At 60.1% G+C, this 25,469-nt stretch carries 23 protein-coding genes and 1 tRNA gene; 16 read left to right on the top strand and 8 right to left on the bottom strand.

Annotated elements, in window-relative coordinates; genetic code table 11:
• The first annotated feature begins 83 nt into the window (after positions 1-83).
• The 5 genes from cysM to ACO77H_RS07090 all read left to right on the top strand — a co-directional run bounded on the left by cysM (position 84) and on the right by ACO77H_RS07090 (position 6,273).
• Positions 84-986, top strand: coding sequence for a cysteine synthase CysM (gene cysM, locus ACO77H_RS07070; RefSeq protein WP_169956978.1), 903 nt, complete (start codon positions 84-86; stop codon positions 984-986).
• On the top strand, positions 986-2,338 hold the full coding sequence (gene rlmD, locus ACO77H_RS07075) for a 23S rRNA (uracil(1939)-C(5))-methyltransferase RlmD (RefSeq protein WP_172313356.1): 1,353 nt from the start codon (positions 986-988) through the stop codon (positions 2,336-2,338). Before cysM ends, rlmD begins: the two co-directional genes overlap by 1 nt.
• Positions 2,339-2,458: 120 nt before the next feature.
• Positions 2,459-4,702, top strand: coding sequence for a GTP diphosphokinase (gene relA / locus ACO77H_RS07080; RefSeq protein ID WP_169956980.1), 2,244 nt, complete (start codon positions 2,459-2,461; stop codon positions 4,700-4,702).
• A gap of 166 nt (positions 4,703-4,868) precedes the next feature.
• Entirely contained in the window at positions 4,869-5,702 is an 834-nt protein-coding gene (gene mazG, locus ACO77H_RS07085; RefSeq protein WP_169956981.1) for a nucleoside triphosphate pyrophosphohydrolase, read from the top strand.
• Positions 5,703-5,727: 25 nt separating this feature from the next.
• Positions 5,728-6,273, top strand: coding sequence for a DUF2058 domain-containing protein (locus tag ACO77H_RS07090; RefSeq protein WP_076963006.1), 546 nt, complete (start codon positions 5,728-5,730; stop codon positions 6,271-6,273).
• 93 nt (positions 6,274-6,366) lie between these two features.
• Here the strand turns inward: ACO77H_RS07090 and ACO77H_RS07095 are convergent, their stop codons facing one another.
• The 4 genes from ACO77H_RS07095 to purM all read right to left on the bottom strand — a co-directional run bounded on the left by ACO77H_RS07095 (position 6,367) and on the right by purM (position 9,353).
• On the bottom strand, positions 6,367-6,555 hold the full coding sequence (locus tag ACO77H_RS07095) for a hypothetical protein (protein WP_169956982.1): 189 nt from the start codon (positions 6,553-6,555) through the stop codon (positions 6,367-6,369).
• Between the two features lie 367 nt (positions 6,556-6,922).
• On the bottom strand, positions 6,923-7,636 hold the full coding sequence (locus ACO77H_RS07100) for a DUF3108 domain-containing protein (RefSeq protein ID WP_169956983.1): 714 nt from the start codon (positions 7,634-7,636) through the stop codon (positions 6,923-6,925).
• 8 nt (positions 7,637-7,644) lie between these two features.
• Complete coding sequence (purN, locus tag ACO77H_RS07105) at positions 7,645-8,295, bottom strand: phosphoribosylglycinamide formyltransferase (RefSeq protein ID WP_169956984.1); 651 nt, start codon at positions 8,293-8,295, stop codon at positions 7,645-7,647.
• A complete protein-coding gene (purM, locus tag ACO77H_RS07110; protein WP_169956985.1) occupies positions 8,295-9,353 on the bottom strand; it encodes a phosphoribosylformylglycinamidine cyclo-ligase in 1,059 nt (352 codons plus the stop codon). The genes purN and purM overlap by 1 nt, the downstream gene beginning before the upstream one ends.
• 358 nt (positions 9,354-9,711) lie before the next feature.
• Here purM and ACO77H_RS07115 point away from each other — a divergent pair, with 358 nt between their 5' ends.
• The 5 genes from ACO77H_RS07115 to ACO77H_RS07135 all read left to right on the top strand — a co-directional run bounded on the left by ACO77H_RS07115 (position 9,712) and on the right by ACO77H_RS07135 (position 14,334).
• Positions 9,712-10,770 (top strand): DUF2066 domain-containing protein, encoded by a 1,059-nt coding sequence (locus tag ACO77H_RS07115; protein WP_432755195.1) that lies wholly within the window; start codon positions 9,712-9,714, stop codon positions 10,768-10,770.
• Positions 10,771-10,813: 43 nt separating this feature from the next.
• On the top strand, positions 10,814-11,887 hold the full coding sequence (locus tag ACO77H_RS07120; protein ID WP_169956987.1) for an AI-2E family transporter: 1,074 nt from the start codon (positions 10,814-10,816) through the stop codon (positions 11,885-11,887).
• A gap of 215 nt (positions 11,888-12,102) precedes the next feature.
• Complete coding sequence (gene hda, locus ACO77H_RS07125) at positions 12,103-12,807, top strand: DnaA regulatory inactivator Hda (protein WP_029292403.1); 705 nt, start codon at positions 12,103-12,105, stop codon at positions 12,805-12,807.
• A 213-nt stretch (positions 12,808-13,020) separates the two neighbouring features.
• On the top strand, positions 13,021-13,650 hold the full coding sequence (locus tag ACO77H_RS07130) for a C40 family peptidase (protein WP_057438759.1): 630 nt from the start codon (positions 13,021-13,023) through the stop codon (positions 13,648-13,650).
• 144 nt (positions 13,651-13,794) lie between these two features.
• Positions 13,795-14,334, top strand: a complete 540-nt coding sequence (locus ACO77H_RS07135) for a C40 family peptidase (RefSeq protein ID WP_169956988.1) — start codon at positions 13,795-13,797, stop codon at positions 14,332-14,334.
• Between the two features lie 36 nt (positions 14,335-14,370).
• Here the strand turns inward: ACO77H_RS07135 and ACO77H_RS07140 are convergent, their stop codons facing one another.
• Positions 14,371-15,183 (bottom strand): c-type cytochrome, encoded by an 813-nt coding sequence (locus ACO77H_RS07140; protein ID WP_170057707.1) that lies wholly within the window; start codon positions 15,181-15,183, stop codon positions 14,371-14,373.
• 686 nt (positions 15,184-15,869) lie between these two features.
• On the opposite strand from ACO77H_RS07140, the gene ACO77H_RS07145 reads away from it, so the two are divergent.
• From ACO77H_RS07145 to ACO77H_RS07155, 3 genes are all read left to right on the top strand, one after another.
• The gene (locus ACO77H_RS07145; RefSeq protein WP_169956990.1) at positions 15,870-17,075 is read left to right on the top strand and encodes an acetyl-CoA C-acetyltransferase; all 1,206 of its coding nucleotides are present in this window, start codon (positions 15,870-15,872) and stop codon (positions 17,073-17,075) included.
• Between the two features lie 16 nt (positions 17,076-17,091).
• A complete protein-coding gene (locus tag ACO77H_RS07150) occupies positions 17,092-19,236 on the top strand; it encodes a 3-hydroxyacyl-CoA dehydrogenase NAD-binding domain-containing protein (protein ID WP_432755196.1) in 2,145 nt (714 codons plus the stop codon).
• A gap of 98 nt (positions 19,237-19,334) precedes the next feature.
• Positions 19,335-20,057 carry an amidotransferase gene (locus tag ACO77H_RS07155; RefSeq protein WP_169956992.1) on the top strand — a complete coding sequence of 241 codons (723 nt, stop codon included), beginning with the start codon at positions 19,335-19,337 and terminating at the stop codon, positions 20,055-20,057.
• A gap of 24 nt (positions 20,058-20,081) precedes the next feature.
• Here ACO77H_RS07155 and ACO77H_RS07160 read toward each other — a convergent pair whose 3' ends face one another.
• The 3 genes from ACO77H_RS07160 to ACO77H_RS07170 form a co-directional block, all read right to left on the bottom strand.
• Positions 20,082-21,053, bottom strand: a complete 972-nt coding sequence (locus tag ACO77H_RS07160; RefSeq protein ID WP_169956993.1) for a magnesium and cobalt transport protein CorA — start codon at positions 21,051-21,053, stop codon at positions 20,082-20,084.
• Between the two features lie 79 nt (positions 21,054-21,132).
• Positions 21,133-21,855 carry a 1-acylglycerol-3-phosphate O-acyltransferase gene (locus ACO77H_RS07165; RefSeq protein ID WP_169956994.1) on the bottom strand — a complete coding sequence of 241 codons (723 nt, stop codon included), beginning with the start codon at positions 21,853-21,855 and terminating at the stop codon, positions 21,133-21,135.
• 216 nt (positions 21,856-22,071) lie between these two features.
• A complete protein-coding gene (locus ACO77H_RS07170) occupies positions 22,072-22,761 on the bottom strand; it encodes a crotonase/enoyl-CoA hydratase family protein (protein WP_432755197.1) in 690 nt (229 codons plus the stop codon).
• Positions 22,762-23,094: 333 nt separating this feature from the next.
• Here ACO77H_RS07170 and ACO77H_RS07175 point away from each other — a divergent pair.
• From ACO77H_RS07175 to ACO77H_RS07185, 3 genes are all read left to right on the top strand, one after another.
• Positions 23,095-23,184, top strand: a tRNA-Ser gene (locus ACO77H_RS07175).
• Between the two features lie 312 nt (positions 23,185-23,496).
• Entirely contained in the window at positions 23,497-24,729 is a 1,233-nt protein-coding gene (locus ACO77H_RS07180; protein ID WP_432755198.1) for an EAL domain-containing response regulator, read from the top strand.
• A 112-nt stretch (positions 24,730-24,841) separates the two neighbouring features.
• A complete protein-coding gene (locus tag ACO77H_RS07185) occupies positions 24,842-25,468 on the top strand; it encodes a response regulator transcription factor (protein ID WP_169954276.1) in 627 nt (208 codons plus the stop codon).
• Position 25,469 lies beyond the last annotated feature (1 nt).

The following is a 25,469-nucleotide window of genomic DNA, read 5'->3' on the forward strand; positions in this document are numbered from 1 at the left end:
TAAGCACCATACTTTGCGTGATATGGCCCGCCAGCGTTTGCCGGTATGATAGGCGCCCCCGCAGTCTGGATTGCGAATACGCCATGACCCTGCAATACCCAACCATCGCCGATTGCGTCGGCAACACACCTTTGGTCCGCTTGCAGCGCATGGCGGGTAACACCAGCAATACCTTGCTGCTCAAGCTCGAGGGGAATAACCCGGCGGGCTCGGTCAAGGACCGCCCGGCGCTGTCGATGATCGCCCGTGCCGAGCAGCGCGGGCAGATCAAGCCCGGCGACACCCTGATCGAAGCCACTTCCGGTAATACCGGGATTGCCCTGGCCATGGCCGCGGCGATCAAAGGCTACAAAATGATCCTGATCATGCCCGACAACGGCAGCGCCGAGCGCAAGGCGGCGATGACCGCCTATGGCGCCGAGTTGGTACTGGTGACCCCGGAAGAGGGCATGGAAGGCGCGCGTGATCTTGCCGAGCGCATGGCCGCCGAAGGCCGTGGCCAGGTGTTGGACCAGTTCGCCAACGGTGACAACCCCGAGGCGCACTACACCAGCACCGGCCCGGAGATCTGGCGCCAGACCCAGGGCACCATCACCCATTTCGTCAGCTCCATGGGCACCACCGGCACCATCATGGGCAACTCGCGCTACCTCAAGGAGCAGAACCCGGCGATCCAGATCGTTGGCCTGCAACCGATGGAAGGCGCGGCGATCCCGGGGATCCGTCGTTGGCCCGAAGAGTATCTGCCCAAGATCTACAACGCTGCCCGCGTCGATCGCATCATCGACATGGCCCAGCGCGAAGCCGAAGACACCACCCGTCGCCTGGCCCGTGAAGAAGGCATCTTCTGCGGCGTGTCCTCCGGTGGCGCCGTGGCCGGCATGTTGCGCCTGTCTGCAGAACTGGAAAACGCGGTGATCGTCGCGATCATCTGTGACCGAGGCGACCGTTACCTGTCGACCGGCATTTTCGACGCGCCCAACTGATGGCCAAGCAAGAGCGAGGCCTGCGCTTCCAGCCCACGGGCGGCAGCCGGGCGCCCCAAATCCCGGTCGGCAAGAAACAACGCCTGACCATTGAGCGCCTGGCCAATGATGGCCGGGGGATCGTGTTTTTCGAAGGTCGCACCTGGTTTGTGGTGGGCGCCCTGGCCGGCGAAGAGGTCGAGGCGCGGGTGCTCGGTGCCCATGGCAAAGTGGTCGAGGCCCGCACCGAGCGGGTGTTCCAGGCCAGCGAACTGCGCCGCCCGGCGCCGTGCGTGCATGCTGGCCGTTGTGGCGGTTGCAGCCTGCAACACCTGCCCCATGCCGAACAGCTTGCCCTGAAACAGCGCATGCTCGCCGAGCAATTGTCCCGTGTTGCCGGGGTCGAGCCCCAGGAGTGGGCAGCGCCGTTGAGCGGCCCCGAGTTCGGCTATCGCCGCCGGGCGCGGGTCGCCGTGCGTTGGGATGCCAAGGCCAAGCGCCTGGACGTGGGTTTTCGCGCCGTGGCCAGCCAGGACATCGTCGCCATCGATGATTGCCCGGTGCTGGTACAGGCCTTGCAACCGATCATGCAGCGCCTGCCCAACATGTTGCGGCGCCTGAGCAAACCTCAGGCCCTGGGGCATGTGGAACTGTTCAGCGGCTCGTCGATTGCCGTGTTGCTGCGGCATATGGCGCCGTTGTCCGACGCTGACCTGCTGGTGCTGCAAGAATTCTGCGGGTTCCATGACGCCCAGTTGTGGCTGCATGGCGAGGGCGAGCCGCAGCCGTTCGCGGCCGGGGCGGCCCTGGGCTATCGTCTGGAGCAGTGGGACCTGGAGCTGGCGTACCGGCCGGGGGATTTTGTGCAGGTCAATGCCGGGGTCAACGAGGCGATGGTGGCCCAGGCGCTGGATTGGTTGGCCCCGCGTTCCGACGAACGGGTGCTGGACCTGTTCTGCGGCCTTGGCAACTTTGCCTTGCCCCTGGCCCGCCAAGTGCGTGAAGTGGTGGCGGTAGAGGGCGTGCAGGCCATGGTGGACCGCGCAGCCCTCAACGCAGGTAGCAATAATTTGCATAATGTGCAGTTTTTTCAGGCCGATTTGTCCCAGCCTTTGAGTGATGCGCAATGGGCCAAAGCAGGCTTTTGTGCGGTACTCTTGGACCCACCCCGCGATGGTGCCCTGGAGGTTGTGCGCAAGCTCGCCACTCTGGGGGCTGATCGCCTGGTGTATGTGTCCTGCAATCCAGCCACGCTGGCGCGGGACACTGTCGAGTTGGTCAAGCAAGGCTACCGGCTAAAACGTGCCGGGATCCTCGATATGTTTCCGCAAACCGCGCATGTCGAGGCGATGGCGTTATTTGAAGCGAGCTAGGATGCTCGCTTAGTCCGACTGGCCTGCGTTCTCCAGGGCCTGTGACCTGCCAGGGAGTTCGCGGTACAAGGGTCAGCGATTTTGACGCGCTACAGGCGCGTCGTAGGGAAGGTAAGCAAGATGGTACAGGTGAGAGCACACCAGCCGATCAACACCGACGGCAGTATCAATCTCGAGGCATGGCTGGATCATGCCATCAGTGTCGATCCGGCACTGGACCGTGAAGCCTTGAAAGCCGCCTGCGAGTTCGCTCGCGAGGCTGAACAGCAAGACAATGCGGCCAAGAATCTTTGGGCCGAAGGAACCTCCAGTTTTCGTACCGGGCTTGAAATCGCCGAGATCCTCGCCGACCTCAAGCTGGATCAGGATTCGCTGATCGCCGCGGTGCTCTATCGCGGCGTGCGCGAAGGGCATATCGCGTTGCCCTTGGTCAGCCAGCGTTTCGGCGCGGTGGTGGCCAAGCTGATCGATGGCGTGCTGCGCATGGCCGCGATCAGCGCCAGCCTCAGCCCGCGCCAGTCGATGGTGCTGGGCACCCAGGGCCAGGTAGAAAACCTGCGCAAGATGCTGGTGGCGATGGTCGACGACGTGCGCGTCGCCCTGATCAAGCTGGCCGAACGCACCTGCGCGATCCGTGCGGTGAAAACCGCGGATGACGAAAAGCGCAACCGCGTCGCCCGCGAGGTGTTCGATATCTACGCGCCCCTGGCCCACCGCCTGGGGATCGGCCATATCAAGTGGGAGCTGGAGGACTTGTCCTTCCGCTACCTCGAACCCGATCAATACAAACAGATCGCCACCCTGCTGCATGAGCGGCGGCTGGACCGTGAGCGCTTTATCAGCGATGTGATGGGCCAGTTGCGCTCGGAGTTGCAGGCCACCGGTGTCGAGGCCGATATCAGTGGTCGCGCCAAGCACATCTATTCGATCTGGCGCAAAATGCAGCGCAAGGGCCTGGCCTTCAGCCAGATCTACGACGTGCGCGCCGTGCGTGTGCTGGTGCCGGAAATGCGCGATTGCTACACCGCGCTGGGCATCGTCCACACCCTGTGGCGGCACATTCCCAAGGAATTCGACGACTACATCGCCAACCCCAAGGAAAACGGCTACCGCTCGCTGCACACCGCGGTGATCGGCCCCGAGGGCAAGGTGCTGGAAGTGCAGATCCGCACCCACGCCATGCACGAGGAAGCCGAGCTGGGGGTTTGCGCGCACTGGCGCTACAAGGGCACCGACGTCAAGGCGGGCTCCAACCAGTACGAAGAGAAAATCTCCTGGCTGCGCCAAGTGCTCGAATGGCACGAAGAACTGGGTGATATCGGCGGCCTGGCCGAGCAGTTGCGGGTGGATATCGAGCCTGACCGGGTCTACATCTTCACCCCCGACGGCCACGCCATCGACCTGCCCAAGGGCGCGACGCCGCTGGACTTCGCCTATCGCGTGCACACCGAGATCGGCCACAACTGCCGTGGCGCCAAGATCAACGGGCGCATCGTGCCGCTCAACTACAGCCTGCAGACCGGTGAACAGGTCGAGATCATCACCAGCAAGCACGGCACGCCGAGCCGCGACTGGCTGAACCCGAACCTGGGCTACATCACCACATCGCGGGCGCGGGCGAAGATTGTCCACTGGTTCAAGCTGCAGGCGCGGGACCAGAACGTCGCCGCCGGCAAGACCCTGCTCGAACGCGAACTGGGACGCCTGGGCCTGCCCCAGGTGGATTTCGACAAGTTGGCCGAAAAAGCCAACATGAAGATTGCCGAGGATATGTTCGCCGCCCTGGGCGCCGGCGACTTGCGCCTGGCGCAACTGGTCAACCTGGCCCAGCAGTTGGTGGAACCGGAGCGCGGCAGCGAGCAACTGGAGCTGATTCCGCGCAAGGCCACGGGCTACAAGCCGGGCAAGCGCGGCGATATCCAGATCCAGGGCGTGGGCAACCTGATGACCCAGATGGCCGGCTGCTGCCAGCCGTTGCCGGGCGACGCGATCGTCGGCTACATCACCCAGGGCCGTGGGGTGAGCATTCACCGCCAGGATTGTGCCTCGGTGTTGCAACTGGGCGGGCGCGAGCCGGAGCGGATCATCCAGGTCAGCTGGGGTCCGGTGCCGGTGCTCACCTACCCGGTGGACATCATCATCCGCGCCTACGACCGTTCGGGGTTGCTGCGTGACGTCTCGCAAGTGCTGCTCAACGAGCGGATCAACGTACTGGCGGTCAACACCCGCTCGAACAAGGAGGACAACACTGCGTTGATGTCCCTGACCATCGAGATTCCGGGGCTGGACGCGTTGGGGCGGCTGCTGGGGCGTATTTCCCAGTTGCCGAACATCATCGAGACCCGGCGTAACCGCACGCCATGAGTCGCTGGATGAGTGCGGCCTGAAATGTGGGAGCGGGCTTGTGTAGGAGCTGGCTTGCCTGCGATGCAGGCGCCTCGGTCTACCCGATACCGAGGTGCCTGCATCGCGGGCAAGCCCGGCTCCCACATTTGCTCGGTGGTTTTCCCACTTGATCGGATAGAGAACGATGTATTCACTTGAAGACCTGCTACACCTGATGAACCGCCTGCGCGACCCGCAATACGGTTGCCCGTGGGACATCAAGCAAACCTACGCCAGTATCGTGCCCCACACCCTGGAAGAAGCCTACGAAGTCGCCGACGCCATTGAGCGCGGGGATTTTGATCATCTGCAAGGCGAGCTGGGCGACCTGTTGTTCCAGGTGGTGTATTACAGCCAGTTGGCCCGGGAAGAAGGGCGCTTCGAGTTTGCCGGCGTGGTCGACAGCATCACCCGCAAGCTGATTCGCCGCCATCCCCATGTGTTCCCCACCGGTGACCTGTATGCGCCGCTGGATATTCCTCAGTTAAACGAAGAGCAGGTCAAGGCGCGCTGGGAGCAAATCAAGGCCGAGGAGCGCGCAGAAAAATCCGACGCCCCGCAGCAACTGTCCCTGCTCGATGATGTGCCTACCGCCTTGCCATCCCTGTCCCGCGCGGCCAAATTGCAAAAGCGCGCGAGCCAGGTCGGCTTCGACTGGCCGGCGGCGTTGCCGGTGGTGGATAACGTACGTGAAGAGCTCGATGAAGTGCTCCAAGCCATGGCCGACAACGACCCGGCAGCGATTGCCGATGAAGTCGGTGACCTGCTGTTTGCGGCGGTCAACCTGGCGCGGCACCTCAAGGTGGACCCGGAAACCGCCCTGCGCGGTGCCAATGCCAAATTCGAAAGGCGATTCCGATTTATCGAACAGGCATTGCGCGACACCCACCGTCCCATGGAAGATTGCACCCTCGAAGAGTTGGACGCCCTATGGGGCGAAGCCAAACGCCAGGAAAAGAATGTGTCCAACTGCGGTTGAGCAGTTGCCTAAGTGAGTAAGCACCATGAGCATTTCCCTTCGCGACCAGTTGCTCAAAGCAGGCCTGGTCAATCAGAAGCAGGCCAAGCAGGTCGGCAAAGACAAGCAGAAGCAGCAGCGCCTGGTTCACAAAGGCCAGGCCCAGGCCGATGACACCCAGCAGCGCCTGGCCCTGGAAGCGCAGGCCGAGAAGGTCAAGCGCGACCAGGAGCTCAACCGCCAGCAGCAGGAAAAGGTCGAGGCCAAGGCCCGTGCCGCGCAGGTCAAGCAATTGATCGAGACCTCGCGCCTGCCCAAGTTGACCACCGAGGACTACTACAACTTCGTTGACGACAAGAAGGTCAAGCGCCTGTCGGTCAACACGTTGATGCGCAACAAGCTGAGCAACGGCTCGTTGGCGATTGTCCATCACGGCGGCGGCTACGAAGTGATCCCGCGGGAGGCCGCGCTGAAAATCCAGGAGCGCGCACCGGAGCGTATCGTACAGATGAACATCCTCACCGAGGCTCAGGTGCCGGATGAAGATGATCCGTATGCCGCCTACCAGATCCCTGACGATCTGATGTGGTAAGGCGTTAAGACAACAAACCCCGCTCAAAAGGCGGGGTTTGTGTTTATAGGCACTGCGGCTGCGTGGGCCGGGTGGCTATGGGATTTCAGTTATTCAGGAGCTAGATGCCTGGCGTCTCATTTCGAGGGTTTCGAGCTCGTTTTTATAGTTATGGGCGTCGGACTCGTTGTGAAACATACCTACCAGCAGGTCTTGTTGATGCACATCCCAGATATGAATCCCGTGGGCCAGGGCCTCGTGGGACATATGGGCATCGTCGCGTTCCGTTACTTTTACTGTCATCTGCTTGCTCCAGTCTCTGGTTGATCTGCGGCAAGGCGTCGCAGGCCTTTGTTATATATTTTGTTAGCTTGCTAAGTAAACTGACTTTGCGCGCAACAATTCATTGCAGCAAACGCAACAATGCTCCAGGCCACGTAAACCGCGACATTGCGTCGCAGGGGGCGGGGTTTTATGACAAAAGTTTCATGTTTGAGTGAGGCTTTGGCCGTGTGCCGGGCATCCCACCGCTATCGCAGGCAAGCCAGCTTGGAATGCGCTCACCTGTGGGAGCTGGCTTGCCTGCGATAGATAGCGCCAGTCGCCTCACCACAAACTCCAGGCGAAAAAAAGCCCCGCATTTAGCGAGGCTCTTTCAACCCATCAACGATCAGATGCCTTTCACAGCCTTGCCATTGACCGTGCCGTCCAACAGCATGATGTTGTATTCCTTGCCGTCGGTTTCGACTTGCTGCAGGCGAACCAGCAGGTAGTCCCAATCCTTGGCAAACCACATCACGGTGGTGCGCTTGCTTTGCGTCGGGTCGCGCACGCGTTCAACCTTGATGGCGTCGATCTTGCCGGCCTTGGTGTCGACTTTCTCGGCACCCAGCACGCGGAAGTCATAGGTGTCGACTTCGCCGTCATCCACCACCTGGTAGCTCATGGTTTTCTTGCCGGCGGCCACGTCATGCTGCAGGGCCAACTGGTAAGTGGATTTGTCGACCATGCCACGGTTCAGCGGGATCTTCACTGCATCGCCGCGATCGGTACCGGTGACCATCTTGGCGGTCCAGTCGAAGTCCAGGTCGGCTTTCTTGGCTTTACCCAGCCCACCTCGTTCAAAGTGGTAGGACTGTGGCAGCAAAGTATCCTTGTCCAGGGTCAAGGTACTTGTTTCGGTCAGGCTGGCGATCATCATCGAGGCCTTGAAGCTGAGCTTCCAGGTACCGTCGGCGGTTTTTTCCAGGCTGCGTTCCGCAGTACCGCTCATGGGCAACTGCTTCCAGTCGGCGGTATAGCTGGCGGAGAAAGGCTGAAGATCTGCCGCGTGCACGGTAGGCAGGGCAAGCAGAGCAAAAGCGAAGAGCAGGGCGCGACGCATAAAATCTCCTAGGTACGAATCAAGTGGCCGCTGGCCGCAAGTAACTGGCCGTCCAACAATGCACCCTGTTCACCGAGAACCAAGCGTCCTTCGGCAAACCAGCGAACCGCCAGCGGGTAAATCCTGTGTTCCTGGGTGTGAACCCGTTGCGCAAGGCTCTGCGCTGAGTCCGCAGACTCTACCGGAACTACTGCCTGTACGACCAGTGGCCCGCCATCGAGTTCCTCGGTGACAAAGTGCACGCTGCAGCCGTGCTCTGTATCGCCGGCCTCAAGGGCCCGCTGGTGAGTGTGTAACCCTTTGTATTTGGGCAGCAGGGAAGGGTGGATATTCAGCAGGCGCCCCTGGTAATGGCGCACGAAATCAGCGCTGAGAATGCGCATGAAGCCGGCGAGCACCACGAGTTTGGGGTTGAAGGCGTCGATCAGCTCGATCAAGGCTGCATCGAAGGCCTCGCGACCTTCGAACGCCTTGTGATCCAGGGAGCGGGTATCGATACCCGCGTCCTGGGCGCGTTGCAGGCCGTAGGCGTCGCTGCGGTTGGAAATCACCGCAGCGATGCGCACCGGGCTGTCGCCGGCGCGCGTGCTGTCGATCAGGGCCTGCAAGTTACTGCCGGTGCCGGAGAGCAGCACCACGACATCACAGGTTGCTGGCATCAGTGAGCCTTGAGGTTCTTCAGTTCAACCTGGGCAGCGCCTTCGGCAGCGGTGGCGATCTGGCCGATCACCCATGGCTGCTCGCCGGCTTCACGCAGTACGTTCAGCGCGCTTTCCACGTGTTCTTGCGCCACGCAGATGACCATGCCCACGCCGCAGTTCAGCACGCGGTGCATTTCGGTTTCGTTGACGTTGCCTTTCTCTTGCAGCCAGTCGAAGACCGCCGGGCGCTGCCAGCTGGCCACGTCGACGATGGCCTGGGCGCCTTTTGGCAGCACGCGCGGGATGTTGTCCAGCAGGCCGCCACCGGTGATGTGGGCCATGGCCTTGACTGCGCCAGTGTCCTTGATCAGCTTGAGCAACGGCTTGACGTAGATGCGGGTCGGGGCCATCAGCAGGTCGGTCAAAGGCTTGCCATCGAGCTGGGTGTTCTCGATGTCGGCGCCGGACACTTCGATGATCTTGCGGATCAGCGAGTAGCCGTTGGAGTGCGGGCCGGACGATGGCAGGGCCAGCAGGGCGTCACCGGCAGCTACCTTGGAGCCGTCGATGATCTCGGCTTTTTCCACGACGCCGACGCAGAAGCCGGCCAAGTCGTAGTCTTCGCCTTCGTACATGCCCGGCATTTCAGCGGTTTCGCCGCCGACCAGGGAGCAACCCGACAGTTCGCAGCCAGCGCCGATACCGGTGACCACTTGTGCAGCGGTTTCCACGTTCAGTTTGCCGGTGGCGTAGTAGTCGAGGAAGAACAGCGGCTCGGCACCGCATACCACCAGGTCGTTGACGCACATGGCCACCAGGTCGATGCCGATGGTGTCGTGCTTGTTCAGGTTCAGCGCCAGGCGCAGCTTGGTGCCCACGCCGTCGGTGCCGGAGACCAGCACAGGCTGCTTGTAGCCGGCCGGGATCTCGCAGAGGGCGCCGAAACCGCCCAGGCCACCCATGACTTCGGGGCGCGCAGTGCGCTTGGCGACGCTCTTGATGCGTTCGACCAATGCTTCACCGGCGTCGATGTCTACACCGGCGTCCTTGTAGCTCAGGGAGGGTTGCTTGCTCATGATCCAGGCCTTTAGGGGGGGATTCAGGGGTAACGACCGATGCGGTGGGGGTACGGAAGTCGAACACTTCAGGACGCCCAGCCGTTGACGGTCTGCGAAGGCGCGCGATTTTATCAGGCTTGAGGGGCAGCGGCCATCCTCGGGCCGACGGGCAGGGGCATATGGTGCTAAAAAAACCTTAATCGGCGCCGCGATCGCCTGTATTAAGGTATAGCCTTTAACCCGCTATCGTTATGACAGTACGAAAACTTACCGGGGCCTTGTGAATGTTTTGCCGGTCGCTGTGGTCACAGCCTTGCTTAACCTTCTTCACGCGGCCTGTTCCAGCCGCTTTTTTGTCGTTCGGGAATCTTTTTTCATGGGTCTGAGTAGATATTTTTTTGTGGGCTGTTTGTCGTTGGTCAGCCTGGCCAGTCATGCCGAAACCGTTAATGGTCTTTATCAAGTGCTGGAGCCGGTCAGCAGCCAGGCGCCCGAGGAGCGCGCACAAGCTACCCAGCGCGCCCTGGAAACCCTGGTGATCCGCCTCACCGGCGACACCAAGGCCGCCCAGGGCCCCGGCCTGGCGGCAATTCGCAAGGATCCGCAACAGATCATCAGCCAGTACGGCTACGACGCCGGTCCGCCGGAAAGCCTGCAAGTGGATTTCGATCCGGTCAGCACCGACCGCGCCCTGCGTGATGCCGGCCTGGCGCTGTGGGGTAACAATCGGCCATCGATCCTTGGCTGGTGGCTCAGCGATTCCACCGAAGGCAGCAGCCTGGTGGGTGATGGCCAGGCCGCTGCCGAGCCGCTGCGCCGTGCGGCCCAGCACCGGGGCTTGCCGTTGCGCCTGCCGCTGGGTGACCTCGATGAACAGATCGTTGCCACCGCGCCTAATCTTGAGAGCGCAGATCCCGCGCCCCTGCGTTCGGCCTCCGAGCGTTATGGCGCCGATGCGCTGCTGGCGGTGCATGCCCGTGAAGACGCGGGCCAATGGCAAGCCAAGTGGCGCCTGTGGCTGGGTGACAAAGCCGAGCAGGGCACCGTACAGGGCGCCGACACTGCGGCCTTGGCCGATGCCGTCTTGCTGGCGGTCAGTGAGCGGCTTGCCCCACGGTTTGCGGTAAAAGCCGGGGTGTCCAGCGAGCAGTTGCTGCAAGTGCAGGGCATGACCCTGGAACGCTACGCCGCCCTCGGTCACCTGCTGGAGCCCTTTGGTGCGCAGTTGCAGCGAGTGGATGGCGACCGGATCGTCTATCGGGTCAATGGCAGCAGCGAGCAACTGCGCAGCCAGTTGAGCCTGGCCAAGCTGCAGGAAGTGCCGGCCGGCGAGGCGCTCGCGCCACAACCTGTGCCGGCGCCAGTGGCTGAAGGCGCTTCACCGGCACCCGTGCCACAAGCCGAGCCCGAGCCGCAGCTGCGTTTTCGTTGGTAAATGTTCTTCCTTATATAGAAGCAACTGACAGATGGAGTGGTTTATGGCGGATACGCGTCGTTGGGTGTGGCTTGGCGGGATTGTCCTGCTGTGCGTCTTTGTGTTCTTGCTGCATTCGATCCTGACGCCGTTCCTGGTCGCCTTGCTGCTGGCTTATCTGTTCGACCCGGTGGTCGATCGCCTGGAAAAACTCGGCCTGTCGCGCACCTGGGGCGTGGTGGCGGTATTTGCGCTGTTTACCCTGATCGTCATGGCGCTGCTGTTGGTGCTGGTGCCGATGCTGGCCAAGCAGATGATCCGCCTGTACGAATTGGCGCCGCAAATGCTCGACTGGCTGCAACACACGGCCATGCCGTGGGCGCAGTCCAAGCTCGGCCTGGCCGATGGCTTCTGGAAGTTCGACAAGGTCAAGGCCGCGATCAGCGAGCATATGGGCCAGACCACCGATATCGTCGGGGTGATCCTCAGCCAAGCCACGGCCTCCAGCCTGGCGCTGATCGGTTGGCTGACCAACCTGGTGTTGATCCCGGTGGTGGCGTTCTACCTGCTGCGTGACTGGGACATCATGATGGCCAAGATCCGCAGCCTGCTGCCCCGTGATAGCGAGGAGCGCATCGTGTCCCTGGCCGGGGAGTGCCATGAGGTACTGGGTGCGTTTGTTCGCGGGCAGTTGTTGGTGATGGTCGCGCTGGGGATTATCTACGCTGGCGGGCTAATGGCGATTGGCCTGGAACTGGGCCTGTTGATCGGCATGATCGCCGGCCTGGCGGCGATTGTGCCGTACATGGGCTTTGTCATCGGGATTGGCGCGGCGCTGGTGGCCGGCCTGTTCCAGTTTGGCGGCGACTTGTACCCGATGCTGGGGATTGTCGCGGTGTTCATGGTCGGCCAGGCCCTGGAAGGCATGGTGCTGACGCCGTTGCTGGTGGGCGACCGCATCGGCCTGCATCCGGTGGCCGTGATCTTTGCGATCCTGGCGGGCGGCGAGCTGTTTGGCTTTACCGGCATCCTCCTGGCGCTGCCGGTGGCGGCGGTGATCATGGTGCTGGTGCGCCATGTGCATGATGTGTACAAGGATTCGGACGTCTATACGGGCGCCGATGACCCTCAGTTGTAAGGCTGATCACAAACCCGGCTCAAGGCCGGGTTTGTTGCCTCTAGGGCTTGGCATTTAGCCATCGCGTCAAACAATCTCCAAAAAATCCAATGAGTTAACGCAAACCTTTGATTTTGCTTGTGGTCTGTTGCATTGTGCGCCCGGCGTCACGGGTATAAACTTTGCAAACTTTTCACAGAGGCCACTAACGGTTCGATTGGAACCGTTCAGTCAGCATGAAACCGATTCAGCTGCCCCTAGGTGTGCGTCTGCGTGACGACGCTACCTTCATCAATTACTACCCAGGCGCCAATGCCGCTGCACTCGGCTATGTCGAGCGGCTCTGCGAAGCCGACGCCGGGTGGACGGAAAGCCTGATCTACCTCTGGGGCAAGGACGGCGTGGGGCGGACCCACCTGTTGCAGGCCGCCTGCCTGCGTTTTGAGCAGTTGGGTGAGCCGGCGGTGTACCTGCCGTTGGCCGAGCTGCTGGACCGTGGCATCGGCATCCTCGACAACCTTGAGCAATACGAACTGGTGTGCCTGGACGACCTGCAAGCGGTCGCCGGCCGGGCAGACTGGGAAGAAGCACTGTTCCATCTGTTCAACCGCCTGCGCGACAGTGGCCGGCGCCTGTTGATTGCCGCGTCCACTTCGCCGCGGGAATTGCCGGTCAAGCTGGCAGACCTCAAGTCGCGCCTGACCCTGGCGCTGATCTTCCAGATGCGCCCGCTGTCCGACGAAGACAAATTGCGGGCCCTGCAACTGCGTGCCTCGCGCCGTGGCTTGCACCTGACCGATGAAGTCGGGCATTTCATCCTCACCCGCGGTACCCGCAGCATGAGCGCGCTGTTCGACTTGCTCGAGCAGCTCGACCAGGCCTCCTTGCAGGCCCAGCGCAAGCTCACTATCCCCTTTCTCAAAGAAACCCTCGGCTGGTAGCCAGCCCTTTGAAACCGGTGCTCCTGGCAAATTCCAGGCGCCAGAAAACCTGCGCTTGAGCCGCTATGGCCACGCAAAAGGGTTTAAATGGGGTGTAAGGGCTTAGATGACATAGGTCAAACAAGAAGTCACATAGATCACGATTGAATTTGCAAATCGATGTCATAGAAGGCATAGTCTCGACTTCTTTACATATCAGCCACGGTCGTGCCCATGCTAAATCGCTTCGCACCCCTCGTGCCTCTCGCACTCGTTACCCTGTTGTTTGGTTGCGCCACCCACCCCCAGCAGGTGGTCGAGCAGCAAAAGCCGCAACAACAGCATCAAGCCAAATTCGTCGCAGCACAGTCTTCTTCTGTTTATGAAGAAGAGGTGGCGACCGAAAAAGAACTGGCCCAGTTCGCCGATAGCAAGCCTTATCAGCTGCCTCTGCTGGCCGATAGCATTCTCGAACGCGGCATGTCCCTGATCGGTACCCGTTACCGTTTCGGCGGTACCTCTGAAGCCGGTTTCGACTGCAGTGGCTTTATCGGCTATCTGTTTCGTGAAGAGGCCGGCATGAACCTGCCGCGCTCCACCCGCGAAATGATCAACGTGGATGCACCGTTGGTCGCACGGAACAACCTCAAGCCTGGCGATCTGCTTTTCTTCAGTACCAATGGCCGTGGTCGTGTCAGCCACGCCGGTATCTACCTGGGCGATGACCAGTTCATCCACTCCAGCAGCCGCCGCAGCGGTGGGGTGCGGGTCGATAAGCTGGGCGACAGCTACTGGAGCAAAACCTTCATCGAAGCCAAGCGTGCATTGGCGATGGCCCCGACTACCGTTACCGCTCGCAAGTAAAGTTAAAGTGATACTTGAAGTTTGACGCGTAACCGCTAGAATCCTGAGATATTGTTGCGAACCTGACCGCGCAAGCTTGCTTGCGCGGTCTAGTTTTCAGCGTTCGGCAGCGAAAGCCGCATCCAGATCAGGATTGTTCTGCCCATGTCGACCTCGGCCCGCCTAATTCTTCTTGTTTGCGCCGCACTGCTCAGTGCCTGCGCCAGCCGTCCTCCGCCTGCGCCTGTGGCCGTCAAGCCCAAGCCGGTCTTCAACTACGCCACCCAGAACTTTTCGCCAGCGGCTGAAGATGTGCTGTTTCGTGCCCTGGGCCTGGTCGGCACGCCTTATCGCTGGGGCGGCAATACGCCGGATTCGGGGTTTGATTGCAGTGGCCTGATTGGTTTTGTCTACCGCGATGCCGCTGGTATCTCCCTGCCGCGCACCACTCGCGAGTTGATCGTGATGCGGGCCCAGGACGTGCGTGAAGATGCGCTGCAGACCGGCGACTTGCTGTTCTTCGCCACGGGCGGCGGCTCGCAGGTCAGCCATGCCGGCATCTATGTGGGTGAAGGGCGTTTCGTCCATGCACCGCAAACCGGCGGTACGGTGAAGCTTGATACCTTGTCCAAGGCCTACTGGCAGAATGCCTATCTGAGCGCCAAGCGCGTATTGCCGTCGGAGCATCTGGCGCGTAATCCCTAGAAGCACGCCCCCTTGTAGGAGTCCGCAAGCCGACTCCTACAAGGGGGTGTCGGTTTTGCGAGTGGCCATATGCTTCAAATAGCCCACCAGCAACTCCAGGTCGGCCTCTGGCAACACGCTGGCGGTAAATGCCGGCATCTTGGCTTGCGGCCAATGCCTCAGGCTCTGGGGATCACGGATGTAACGCTTGAGAAAGTCGCCGCCGAAATATTCGGTGGGGCTGTAGGGCAGATTCAGGTCCGGGCCTACCTGCGCGTCACCCGCGCCGTTTAGGCGATGGCAGGCCAGGCAGTTCTTCTGGAACAGGGCGAACCCCTGGTTGACCGGATCGTCCACCGCCAGCGCAGGGTCCGGCAGCAGCGCCGGGAAGCGTTCGGCAACGGTTTTCAACTGTTTGATCGTCGAGATCTGGAAGGGCCATTGTTCCGGGCTGATCCCGCTCGCCTGGGGTTGGGTCCACACCAGGTAAAATGGCCCGGCGCTGGGCTTGCCCTTGGCCAGCGGGGGCCATGGCTGGGCCGGATCCTCCACCGCCAGCCACGCCTGGGCGCCGCTTTGCGAAAGCAGCGGGGCGGCAGCCAGTTCGGCGGCGAAACCATCGAGCGCTACCGCCTGCACATGGTTCTGCGCCAACACGCCCGGCAAGAGTACGGCCAGCGGTACTGCGCGATAGGTCATGTTGCGCTTGTAGGAAACGTCATCAACGATCTGCACGGTTTGCGCTGCCGGGTGCTTGAGCAACTCGGCGGTTTGCCAGGTTGTGCGGCTGTGATCCAGCTCGATGGTCAACGAGGCGGCGCTGGCGGGGTAGGCCAGGATCAGCATCAGCAGGACGATAATGTGTTTCAAGGCGAGTCCCATTCGGCAGTGGCGGTCTGGGCTCAGGATACCGGACATCGACGACGAAACCGTACGCAAAAAAGACAGCCCCGGCCACGGGAACGCTCTACGCGGTTTCCCGGGCGGTGCTGCCAAAGGCTGCAATATCTAGGTGTGATCGGCCCGCTCAACCAATGATCTTGGTCAGGTTGGGCAAAATCAGAATCAGTGTGGTGGCGAAGAGAATGAGCCCCGCCTGGCGGACTTTCGATTGTTTGAACATGGCTGACTGCCTTTTGTTGTTATTCCTGAGCGTCAAATGCGCCGATGTAAGCACCATCATTGACTACGTTAGGCCTGCGAGATGGCATTTTTCTTACAGCTGCTCCAGCAAGACCCGGCAGCAGCGTCATACACTTCTTACTGATTCAACCTTAGAGCCCATGTCGGGCGTGGCTTAGATCGCTTTCATATCAACTTAGATTGAAATCCTTTTAAAAGCGCATGAGGCATATGGCCATCTTCGCGCCAGCCCCTTGGCTAGACAGCTAAAACGATTAACCTGGGGTTTTCGCCAGCCTCCTACCGTTCGTCTGAGCGTGCTCGTCAAGGTCAATGAGCGCATCGGTCATTGAATCTGCCCTGGCGGCGCTTAAGGTAAGGGCACGGTCGGCTCTCCCCTTGAGAGCTCCATTGCACAGTGGTTCGAGGACGTCATGACTCAAGCTTTGATCTTTGATGCGATACGTACGCCCCGGGGCAAAGGCAAGGCCGATGGCGCCTTGCACAGCGTCAAGCCGGTGAACCTGCTGGCCGGCTTGCTCAGCGCCCTGCAACAGCGCAGTGACCTGGACACGCGCCAGGTGGATGACATCGTGCTCGGTTGCGTCACGCCAGTCGGGGACCAGGGCGCGGATATCGCCAAGACGGCCGCGTTGGTAGCCGACTGGGACGTCAGCGTCGCCGGTGTGCAGGTCAACCGCTTCTGTGCGTCGGGCCTGGAGGCGGTCAACCTTGGGGCGATGAAGGTGCGTTCCGGCTTCGAGGACCTGGTGGTGGTCGGCGGTGTCGAGTCCATGTCCCGCGTGCCCATGGGCAGCGATGGCGGTGCCTGGGTGCTGGACCCGCAGACTAATATGCACAGCCACTTCACGCCCCAGGGGATTGGCGCCGACCTGATCGCCACCCTGGAAGGCTTCAGCCGCGAAGATGTCGACACCTTCGCCTTGCACTCCCAGCAGAAAGCGGCGCGGGCCAGATCAGATGGGTCCTTCAACAAATCCCTGATCCCGGTGCAGGACCAGAACGGCATCGTACTGCTCGATCACGACGAATTTATCCGTGGCGACTCGACGCTCGAAGGGTTGGGCAAACTCAAGCCGAGCTTCGAAATGATGGGGCAGATGGGCTTCGATGCCACGGCCTTGCGGGTCTACAGCCATGTCGAGCGCATCCAGCATGTGCACACACCGGGTAACAGTTCCGGGATTGTCGATGGCGCGGCCTTGATGCTGATCGGCTCCGAGGCCCGGGGCCGTGAATTGGGCCTGCAAGCGCGTGCGCGTATCGTCGCCACCGCCGTCACCAGTACCGATCCGACCATCATGTTGACTGGCCCCGCGCCGGCCACCCGCAAGGCCCTGGCCAAGGCCGGCCTGCGGGTCGAGGACATCGACCTGTTCGAGGTCAACGAAGCCTTCGCCTCGGTGGTGCTCAAGTTCATCAAGGACATGGGCATCGACGCCGCCCGGGTCAATGTCAATGGTGGCTCGATTGCCATGGGCCACCCGCTGGGGGCCACGGGGTGCGCGATCCTCGGCACCTTGCTCGACGAACTGGAGGTGCGCCAGCAGCGCTACGGCCTGGCCACGCTCTGTGTGGGCGGCGGCATGGGTATCGCCACCATTATCGAACGCCTCTGAGCCTAAGGAATTTGTCATGACCGACGCCATTCGTTACGAAAAAGGCCAGGACCAGATCGTGGTGCTGACCCTCGACATGCCCGGCCAGAGTGCCAATACCATGAACGCGGCCTACCGCGAGGCCATGGCCGCCACCGTCGCACGCCTGGATGCGGAAAAGGATGGGATTGCCGGGGTCATAATCACCTCGGCGAAAAAAACCTTCTTTGCCGGCGGTGACCTCAATGAGCTGATCAAAGTCGACAAGCCCCATGCCAAGGCGTTCTACGACATGGTCCTGGGCCTGAAGGCGCAGTTGCGCAGCCTGGAAAACCTCGGCAAGCCGGTGGTGGCCGCGATCAACGGCGCCGCCCTCGGCGGTGGCTGGGAGCTATGCCTGGCGTGCCAGCACCGCGTGGCGCTGGATCATCCAGCCGTGCAGATCGGCTTGCCGGAAGTCACCCTCGGCCTGTTGCCGGGCGGCGGCGGGGTGGTGCGCATGGTGCGCATGCTGGGTCTGGAGAAGGCCTTGCCGTACCTGCTGGAAGGCAAGAAGATCAGCGCGCAGAAGGCCCTGCAAGCCGGGTTGATCGACGAGTTGGCGGCGGATCACGATGAACTGCTGGCCAAATCCCGGGCCTGGATCCTGGCCAACCCGACGGCCAAACAGCCTTGGGATATCAAGGGTCACCAGATTCCAGGTGGCACACCGTCCAATCCAAAAGTCGCGCAAATGCTCGCCATTGCGCCGTCGATCCTGCGCAGCAAAACCAATGGCTGCTTCCCGGCGCCGGAGAAAATCCTCTGTGCGGCCGTGGAGGGCGCCCAGGTGGACTTCGACACCGCGCACCTGATCGAGACCCGCTACTTCACCGAGCTCACCACCGGCCAGGTGGCGAAGAATATGATCGGCACCTTCTGGTTCCAGCTCAACGAAATCAACGCCGGGGGCTCACGGCCTGCGGGGTTTGCGCCGTATGTCACGCGCAAGGTCGGCATCCTCGGCGCCGGCATGATGGGCGCGGGGATTGCCTACACCAGTGCATCGGCGGGAGTGGACGTGGTGCTCAAGGACGTGACGCTGGCGGCGGCAGAGAAGGGCAAGGCCCACTCGGCGGCGCTGCTGGACAAGAAAGTCAGCCGTGGGCAACTGACGCCTGAGCAGCGGGAAAGCACCCTGGCGCGGATCCATCCTACAGACAGCGATGCCGACCTGGCCGGTTGCGACCTGATCATCGAAGCCGTATTCGAAGACCGTGACCTCAAGGCCAAGGTCTCGGCGGCGGCCCAGCGCGTGGTAGGCGCTGACGCGGTGATTGCTTCCAATACGTCCACCTTGCCCATCAGCGGCCTGGCGAATGCGGTGCCAGACCAAGGCAAGTTTATCGGCCTGCACTTCTTCAGCCCGGTGGAAAAAATGCCACTGGTGGAAATCATCAAAGGCGCCAATACCAGCGACGAAACCCTGGCTCGTGGTTTTGATTTCGTACTGCAAATCAAGAAAACCCCGATTGTGGTGAACGACAGTCGCGGCTTTTTCACCTCGCGGGTATTTGGCACCTTCACCAACGAAGGCATCACCCTGCTCGGCGAAGGCGTGGCTGCGCCGATGATCGAGACCGAAGCGCGCAAGGCCGGGATGCCGATTGGTCCGCTGGCGATTTCTGACGAAGTTTCCCTCAGCCTGATGAGCCATATCCGTCAGCAGACAGCCAAGGATCTGCACGCCGAAGGCAAGACGCTGCCCGAGCATCCGGCGTTTGCGGTGATCGACCTGTTGCTCAATGAGTACAAGCGCCCGGGCAAGGCGGCGGGCGGTGGTTTCTACGAATACCCCAGCGGTGGCCAGAAATACCTGTGGCCAGAACTCAAGGTGCGCTTCGAGAAGCCCGGCCAGCAGATTTCGGCACAGGATGTGCGCGACCGCCTGCTGTTTATCCAGGCCATCGAAACGGTGCGGTGTGTGGAGGAGGGCGTGTTGATGTCCACCGCCGATGCCAATATCGGTTCGATCTTCGGCATCGGCTTTGCGGCGTGGACCGGCGGGGCGCTGCAGTTTATCAACCAGTACGGTTTGAACGACTTCGTGGCGCGGGCGCGTTACCTGGCCGAGCAATACGGCGAACGGTTCACCCCGCCAGCCTTGTTGCTGGAAAAGGCCGCCCAGGGCACAACGTTCTAACCTCCTGACAGGTCATGGGTGGGGGCTTGCCTTGACAGGGTATTTCAGGGCAGGCTGGCGGGTGTGCGTTATTCCCATCACCGTGTCAGGTATTTTTTATGTCGCTACGCGTCTGCATTCTGGAAACCGATATCCTGCGTCCGGAACTGGTCGATCAATATCAAGGTTACGGGCAGATGTTCCAGCGCCTGTTTTCGCAGCAGCCGATTGCCGCCGAATTCGTCGTCTACAACGTGATGCAAGGCCACTACCCGGCGGACAGCGAAGTGTTCGACGCGTACCTGGTCACGGGCAGCAAGGCGGATTCCTTCGCTACCGACCCGTGGATCGAAACCCTCAAGGCCTACCTGCTGAACCGTTACGAGCGGGGCGACAAGCTGCTCGGCATCTGTTTCGGCCATCAACTACTGGCGCTGCTGCTGGGCGGCAAGAGCGAGCGGGCGAGCCAGGGCTGGGGCGTGGGCACGCACAACTATCAATTGGCCGCCAAGGCGCCGTGGATGAGCCCGGTGGTAGAAGAACTGACCCTATTGATCAGCCACCAGGACCAGGTCACCGCCTTGCCGGAAAACGCCACGGTGATCGCCTCCAGCGATTTCTGCCCGTTTGCCGCTTATCACATCAATGATCAGGTGCTGTGCTTCCAGGGGCATCCGGAGTTTATCCACGATTACTCCCGGGCCTTGCTCGACATTCGCCAGCTCAACCTTGGCGAACAGATCTACCAGCAGGGCGTCGCCAGCCTTGCCCATGACCACCACGGGGTAACCGTGGCGGAATGGATGATGCGTTTTGTAGCCCACAAGCCGCAGGTCGCCTGATCCCGGCCGGCCGGGGTGGGCAGGTTACAGCCACCCCGAGCGCTTGAAGCTGGCCCACAGGCCCGTACACCCCACCGCGATAAATCCCAGCACCGCAAAATAGCCGTAGTGCCATTGCAGTTCCGGCATGTTCTGGAAGTTCATCCCATAGATCCCGGCCACCGCCGTGGGGAATGCGAGGATCGCCGCCCAGGCTGCAAACTTGCGCTGCACTACGCTCTGGCGCGAGGCTTCGAGCAGCACGCCGATCTCGATGGTCTGGCTGGCGATGTCGCGCAGGGTCGAAAGGTCTTCCATCTGCCGCGTGACGTGGATCTCTACATCGCGAAAGTATGGGCGCATGTTCTTGTCGATAAACGGGAAGCTCAGCTTTTGCAATTCCTCGCTGATTTCCACCATTGGCGCCACATGCCGGCGCAGCCGCAGTACGTCGCGGCGCAGGCCGTGCAGGTTCTGGATATCGCGCTCGTTCAGGGAGTTGCACAACACGTTGTGCTCCAGCGCATCGATCTCGGCATGAATCGCCTCACTCACGGGCTGGTAGTTTTCGGTGACAAAATCCAGCAGGGCATAGAGTACGAAATCTTCCCCGTGCTCCAGCAGTAGCGGCCGCGCCTCACAGCGCTGGCGTACATAGCCGTAGGACGCCGAGTGGCCGTTGCGCGCGGTGATGATATAGCCGTTGCCGGCAAAAATATGGGTCTCGATAAACTCCAGCTTGCCTTCATGGCGCACCGGCGAATAAGTCACGATAAACAGTGCGTCGCCAAAGGTTTCCAGCTTCGGCCGGCTGTGTTTTTCGAGGGCGTCTTCGATGGCCAGTTCATGCAGGTTGAACTGGCGTTGCAGGTTGGCCAGTTCCTGGGCGTCGGGCTCTTCCAGGCCGATCCATACAAAGTGATCAGGCTTGGCCGCCCAGGCGGCGCCTTCATCGAGGGTGATATCCCGGACTTTTTTACCGGCGCTATAGACGGCCGCCGCAACAACTCTACCCATAATGCTGATCGCTTCTTCACAAGTGGCAGTAACCGGCCAGCTTAGCCTGAAACGCCACATTGTAGGAGCCGGCTTGCCGTCAGGTTTTTTGCAGTGCTTGATCCATGGCTTCAATGCACTCGACCATTTGCGTCCGGCACTTCTCCATCAGCCCGGGCATGTCATCCATCGTCAATCCTGCTGTAGGAATCGGCGCCAATGACCGGATCAAGATATCGCCACTGTTCCAGCGATTGAGCTTCATCTGCGTCACATAGGTACTGACGCACACCGGCACAATCGGCACTCCGGCGGCAATCGCCATTTGGAACGCGCCCTTCTTGAACGGCAGCAACGATTCACCCAGGTTGCGTGTGCCTTCCGGAAACACCCAGATCGAGGTTTCTTCGTGTTGCAGGGTATGGGTGGTGGTCAACATCGACCGCCGCGCCTTCTGCGCATTGCCCCGGTCAATCAACACATTGCCCGCCAGCCAGAACAGTTGCCCGAACAGTGGCACCCACTTCAGGCTTTTTTTGCCGATGCACACGGTGCGATAGGGCACCACATTGCCGAACACGAACAAATCATAGTTGGACTGGTGGTTGGCAATAATCACGCAACTGCTCGGCTTGTTGCGCAGCGAGTCCACTTGCGGCTTGACCCGCAGCCGCAGGATCCACATGGCCGGCAGAGCATACAGGCGTGCGCACAGGCGGCTGTTATCCGGGTTGAACGGCCGGCAGATCCCCAGCAGCACGCCCAGCACACCGGCAATCAGAAAATGCAGGCCCATCAATAACATGCGTAAACAATAGAGCATCGACACGGACCATCGGGACAAAAGGTGGCGCAGTGTACGGACGTGCACTGTATTCGGCAATTACCCCTGTAGAGGTAGGAGATGGGCGATGTTTAAGTACATGTTTCAGCAGATGGAGACAGATGCCATCTAGAGCGGTTGCAAGGTGATTCAGAACGGGCTGTAAGAAAAAGCCCGACACAGGGTCGGGCTTTGTTTGATGCGGTCTCGGGAGACTCAGCCCAGATGTTCCTGGTCCTGAATGATCGCGTTATCCAGCAGATCCAGCAGGGCTTTACGCACCTTCAGCTTGGTTTGCTTGTGGGCGTTCATATTGATCTTCTTCAACTGCCGCGCCGCTTCCAGGGCCGCGGCTTGCAGCTCTTCGGGTGCCACCACCTTATCGAGGAAACCGGCGCTCAAGGCGTCTTGCGGGGTGAACATCTCGGCATTGATCACCGAACGATGAAACGCCGAATTACGCAGGCGATCGCGGGCCAGTTCAATCCCGGCATGGTGCATGGTCATGCCGATCATCACTTCATTCAGACCAATGCTAAAAGGCCCCTCGACACCAATCCGGTAATCGACCGACAGCAACAGGAACGCCCCCTTTGCCACCGCATGCCCAGGGCACGCCACAATCACCGGAAACGGGTGCGACAGCAGGCGACGCGCCAGGGTCGAGCCCGACGTCACCAGGCTGACCGCCTCTTTAGGGCCGGCCGTCATCACTTTCAAATCATAACCACCCGACAGAATCCCCGGCGTACCGGTGATAATCACCACCGCGCGATCCTTCTCGGCCTGGTCCAGCGCTTCATTAAACGCACTGACCACGGCAGGGGAAATGGCATTGACCTTACCGTTGCTCAAGGTCAGGGTCGCGATACCGTCTTCGAGGTGGTAGGCAATCAACTCACTCATGACGCGATTCCTTGTAATACGTTTAATAGAAGGGCAGGCCGCAGACGTTACCCAGCATGGCCGCCCCGGTAAAGCGCCATGACTGACTGGCCAGTCAGCCTTTTCCCAACCTCCCGGCCCAGAGTAGGCTACGTCAGGGCTCGCCAGCCACCTTGGCCCCATACCGACACGCCTTGAGAATGGCACAATCGCCGCCCTCCACGCCGTGCCAGAGGGAGGCGGCATGGGATAACCGTCTAAGCGCATGAAAATTCTGAAAAAAACCTTTGCCATCGGAAAAGCTTTCGACTACATTAGCGCGCCTCGACAGACTGAATCAGTTTGACGAGATACGGTGAAGTGTCCGAGTGGCTTAAGGAGCACGCCTGGAAAGTGTGTATACAGGAAACTGTATCGAGAGTTCGAATCTCTCCTTCACCGCCATATTGTTATGAAAAAGCCCCGTTTTACGGGGCTTTTTCATGTCTGATGTTTTTTGTTCCCCCATCCGCCCCCCCTACGTTTTTTTGCGTGTCGGTTAAGCTGGCAATGAATGTCGCTTGGTCATTTGCTGGCTGGCCTCCTGAGGCCTTGCGTGAGTTCTACTGGACATGTCGATGGCGCTCGTGCGAGTGAGGTGATCCAACCGCAGGTCGCCTTACGGATTATTTAATTTCTGGCACGGTAATTAAGGCTATCCCTGGGAAATTTCCTACATGTCGGGAGGATGTTTCTCTAAGGGCGCAGGATAGTTAGTTGGCAAAGTCCTACCCATTAATAATGGGTAGGTTGAAACAGATGGTTGAGGGGTGTGTTCTCGTCATAGAAAGCCATGCGTTGCAACGCAGTGTGTTGGTCAACGGGTTGCTGAATCTGCAGGTGGCGAGCGTTGTGTCGGCCGGAAATGCAATGCAAGCAGTGGATCACATTCGCAGTCAAGCAGTGATCGACATCATTTTTTTTGACCTGGCTGACGGTTCGATTAACAACCTTGAGTTTCTGCGCGTGGCCAGCGAACTGGGTAACGTACGTGCGCTGGTTATACATGGAGAGTTGCCGCTGGCATTGCGGCGTTCGGTCGAGAAGTTGACCACTTTATCTTCTATCCGTTTACTCGGTGTGTTGGAAAAGCCCCTGCAACTGCGGGCTTTGCAAAAGATCCTGTCTGATTTCACCCCGTTGTACTGCTCTGCACTGAGGGGGACTCTGACAGCGATTGAGTTGATCCCTCGCCAGCAGGTTCTGCTGGGTTTGATGGCTGGAGAGTTTCAGGCCTGGTACCAACCCAAGTTCAACCTGCACGATGGCCGATTGTTTGGTGCCGAGGTTCTAGTGCGCTGGAATCACCCCCAGCGCGGGCTTTTACTGCCTCGGGATCTGTTGGCGGCAGTGGTGGCTTATGACCTGCTCGATGAGATGTTCAAGCGGCTTCTAGACCAAGGGCTCGAACTCATGAGCCGGCTACGCGAGCAAGGGTTTGATACGGGGCTAGCGTTCAACCTGACAGCCTCTCAATTGGTGAGCAGCGACCTGGTCGAACACGTTATCCAGCGCTTGCATCAATATGAATTGCCGGGTGCTGCACTGATGTTCGAGATCACCGAAAACGGTCTGCTGGATTTGCCAGCCTCTGCTGTGGAAAATTTGTTGCATCTGCATCAAGCCGGCTGTGGTTTGTCGGTCGATGACTTCGGCATTGGCTTTTCCTCTTTGACGCAACTGGCGCATTTGCCCTTCAACCAACTCAAGCTAGACGGTGTCTTTGTCCGGGATGTTGACGATTTGGGGAACAGGGCGGTCATTTCAAGTAGCGTGGCGCTGGCCAGGGCGCTGAAGATGGATCTGGTTGTCGAGAACATTGAAAATGCCTATACGCTCAACGCCCTCGTCGATCTGGGCTGTTCATTTGGCCAGGGTTTTCATCTGGCGGTCCCCATGAGTGCTGACGACTTTGCAGTGTGGTTGCAATGCCGCGCCTCGGTTGCATAAAAAATAGATGCCATAATTTTGCCAGGCGCGTTTTAAGCTACTTTGTATAGAGCTTAAGGTCGGGATGTCTTGTTCTGGTGATGGTGTGTTGTTGTCTCCCGAAGAGGTTCATATGTTAAAAGCGTTAGTCGTTGATGATCATTCGTTTGTTCGTGCCTCTGTAAAGTTACTGGTTGGTGCCGAACAGTTTGAAATTGTGGCGGAGGCGGCTAACGGTGTGGAGGCTGTACGCCTAGCGCGAGAGCATGTCCCCGATCTGATCCTGCTCGATATCGCCATGCCATTACTTGATGGTCTGGAGGTGATCGGTCGCATCTCGGCGCTTGGATTGCCCTGTAAAATTCTGGTGCTGACATCCATGGAGGCTTCTTTTTATGCCATGCGCTGCATGAAAGCCGGAGCCTCGGGCTATGTTTCCAAGACGGGGAGCCTTGAGGAGTTGACTCGCGCGATCAAGGCGATAAAGGATGGTTACAGCTATTTTCCATTGCTCTCCAACAGCTCGGTGCGCGCTGGTGACAATCAGGTCAGTGAGTCTGACTTGATTGGTCAACTGTCCGACCGTGAGCTGACCATTTTGCAGCAACTGGCTCGGGGTTTTAGCAACAAGGAAATTGGCGACTCGATGCTTCTGAGTAACAAAACCATCAGCACCTATAAAACCCGACTGATTGAAAAGCTCAACGTCAAGTCAGTGGTCTATCTTGCCGAGTTTGCCAAACGCAACAACCTTCTTTAAG

Origin of the sequence: Pseudomonas sp. WMBT8 (assembly GCF_050916005.1) — a bacterium.
Lineage (GTDB): Bacteria > Pseudomonadota > Gammaproteobacteria > Pseudomonadales > Pseudomonadaceae > Aquipseudomonas.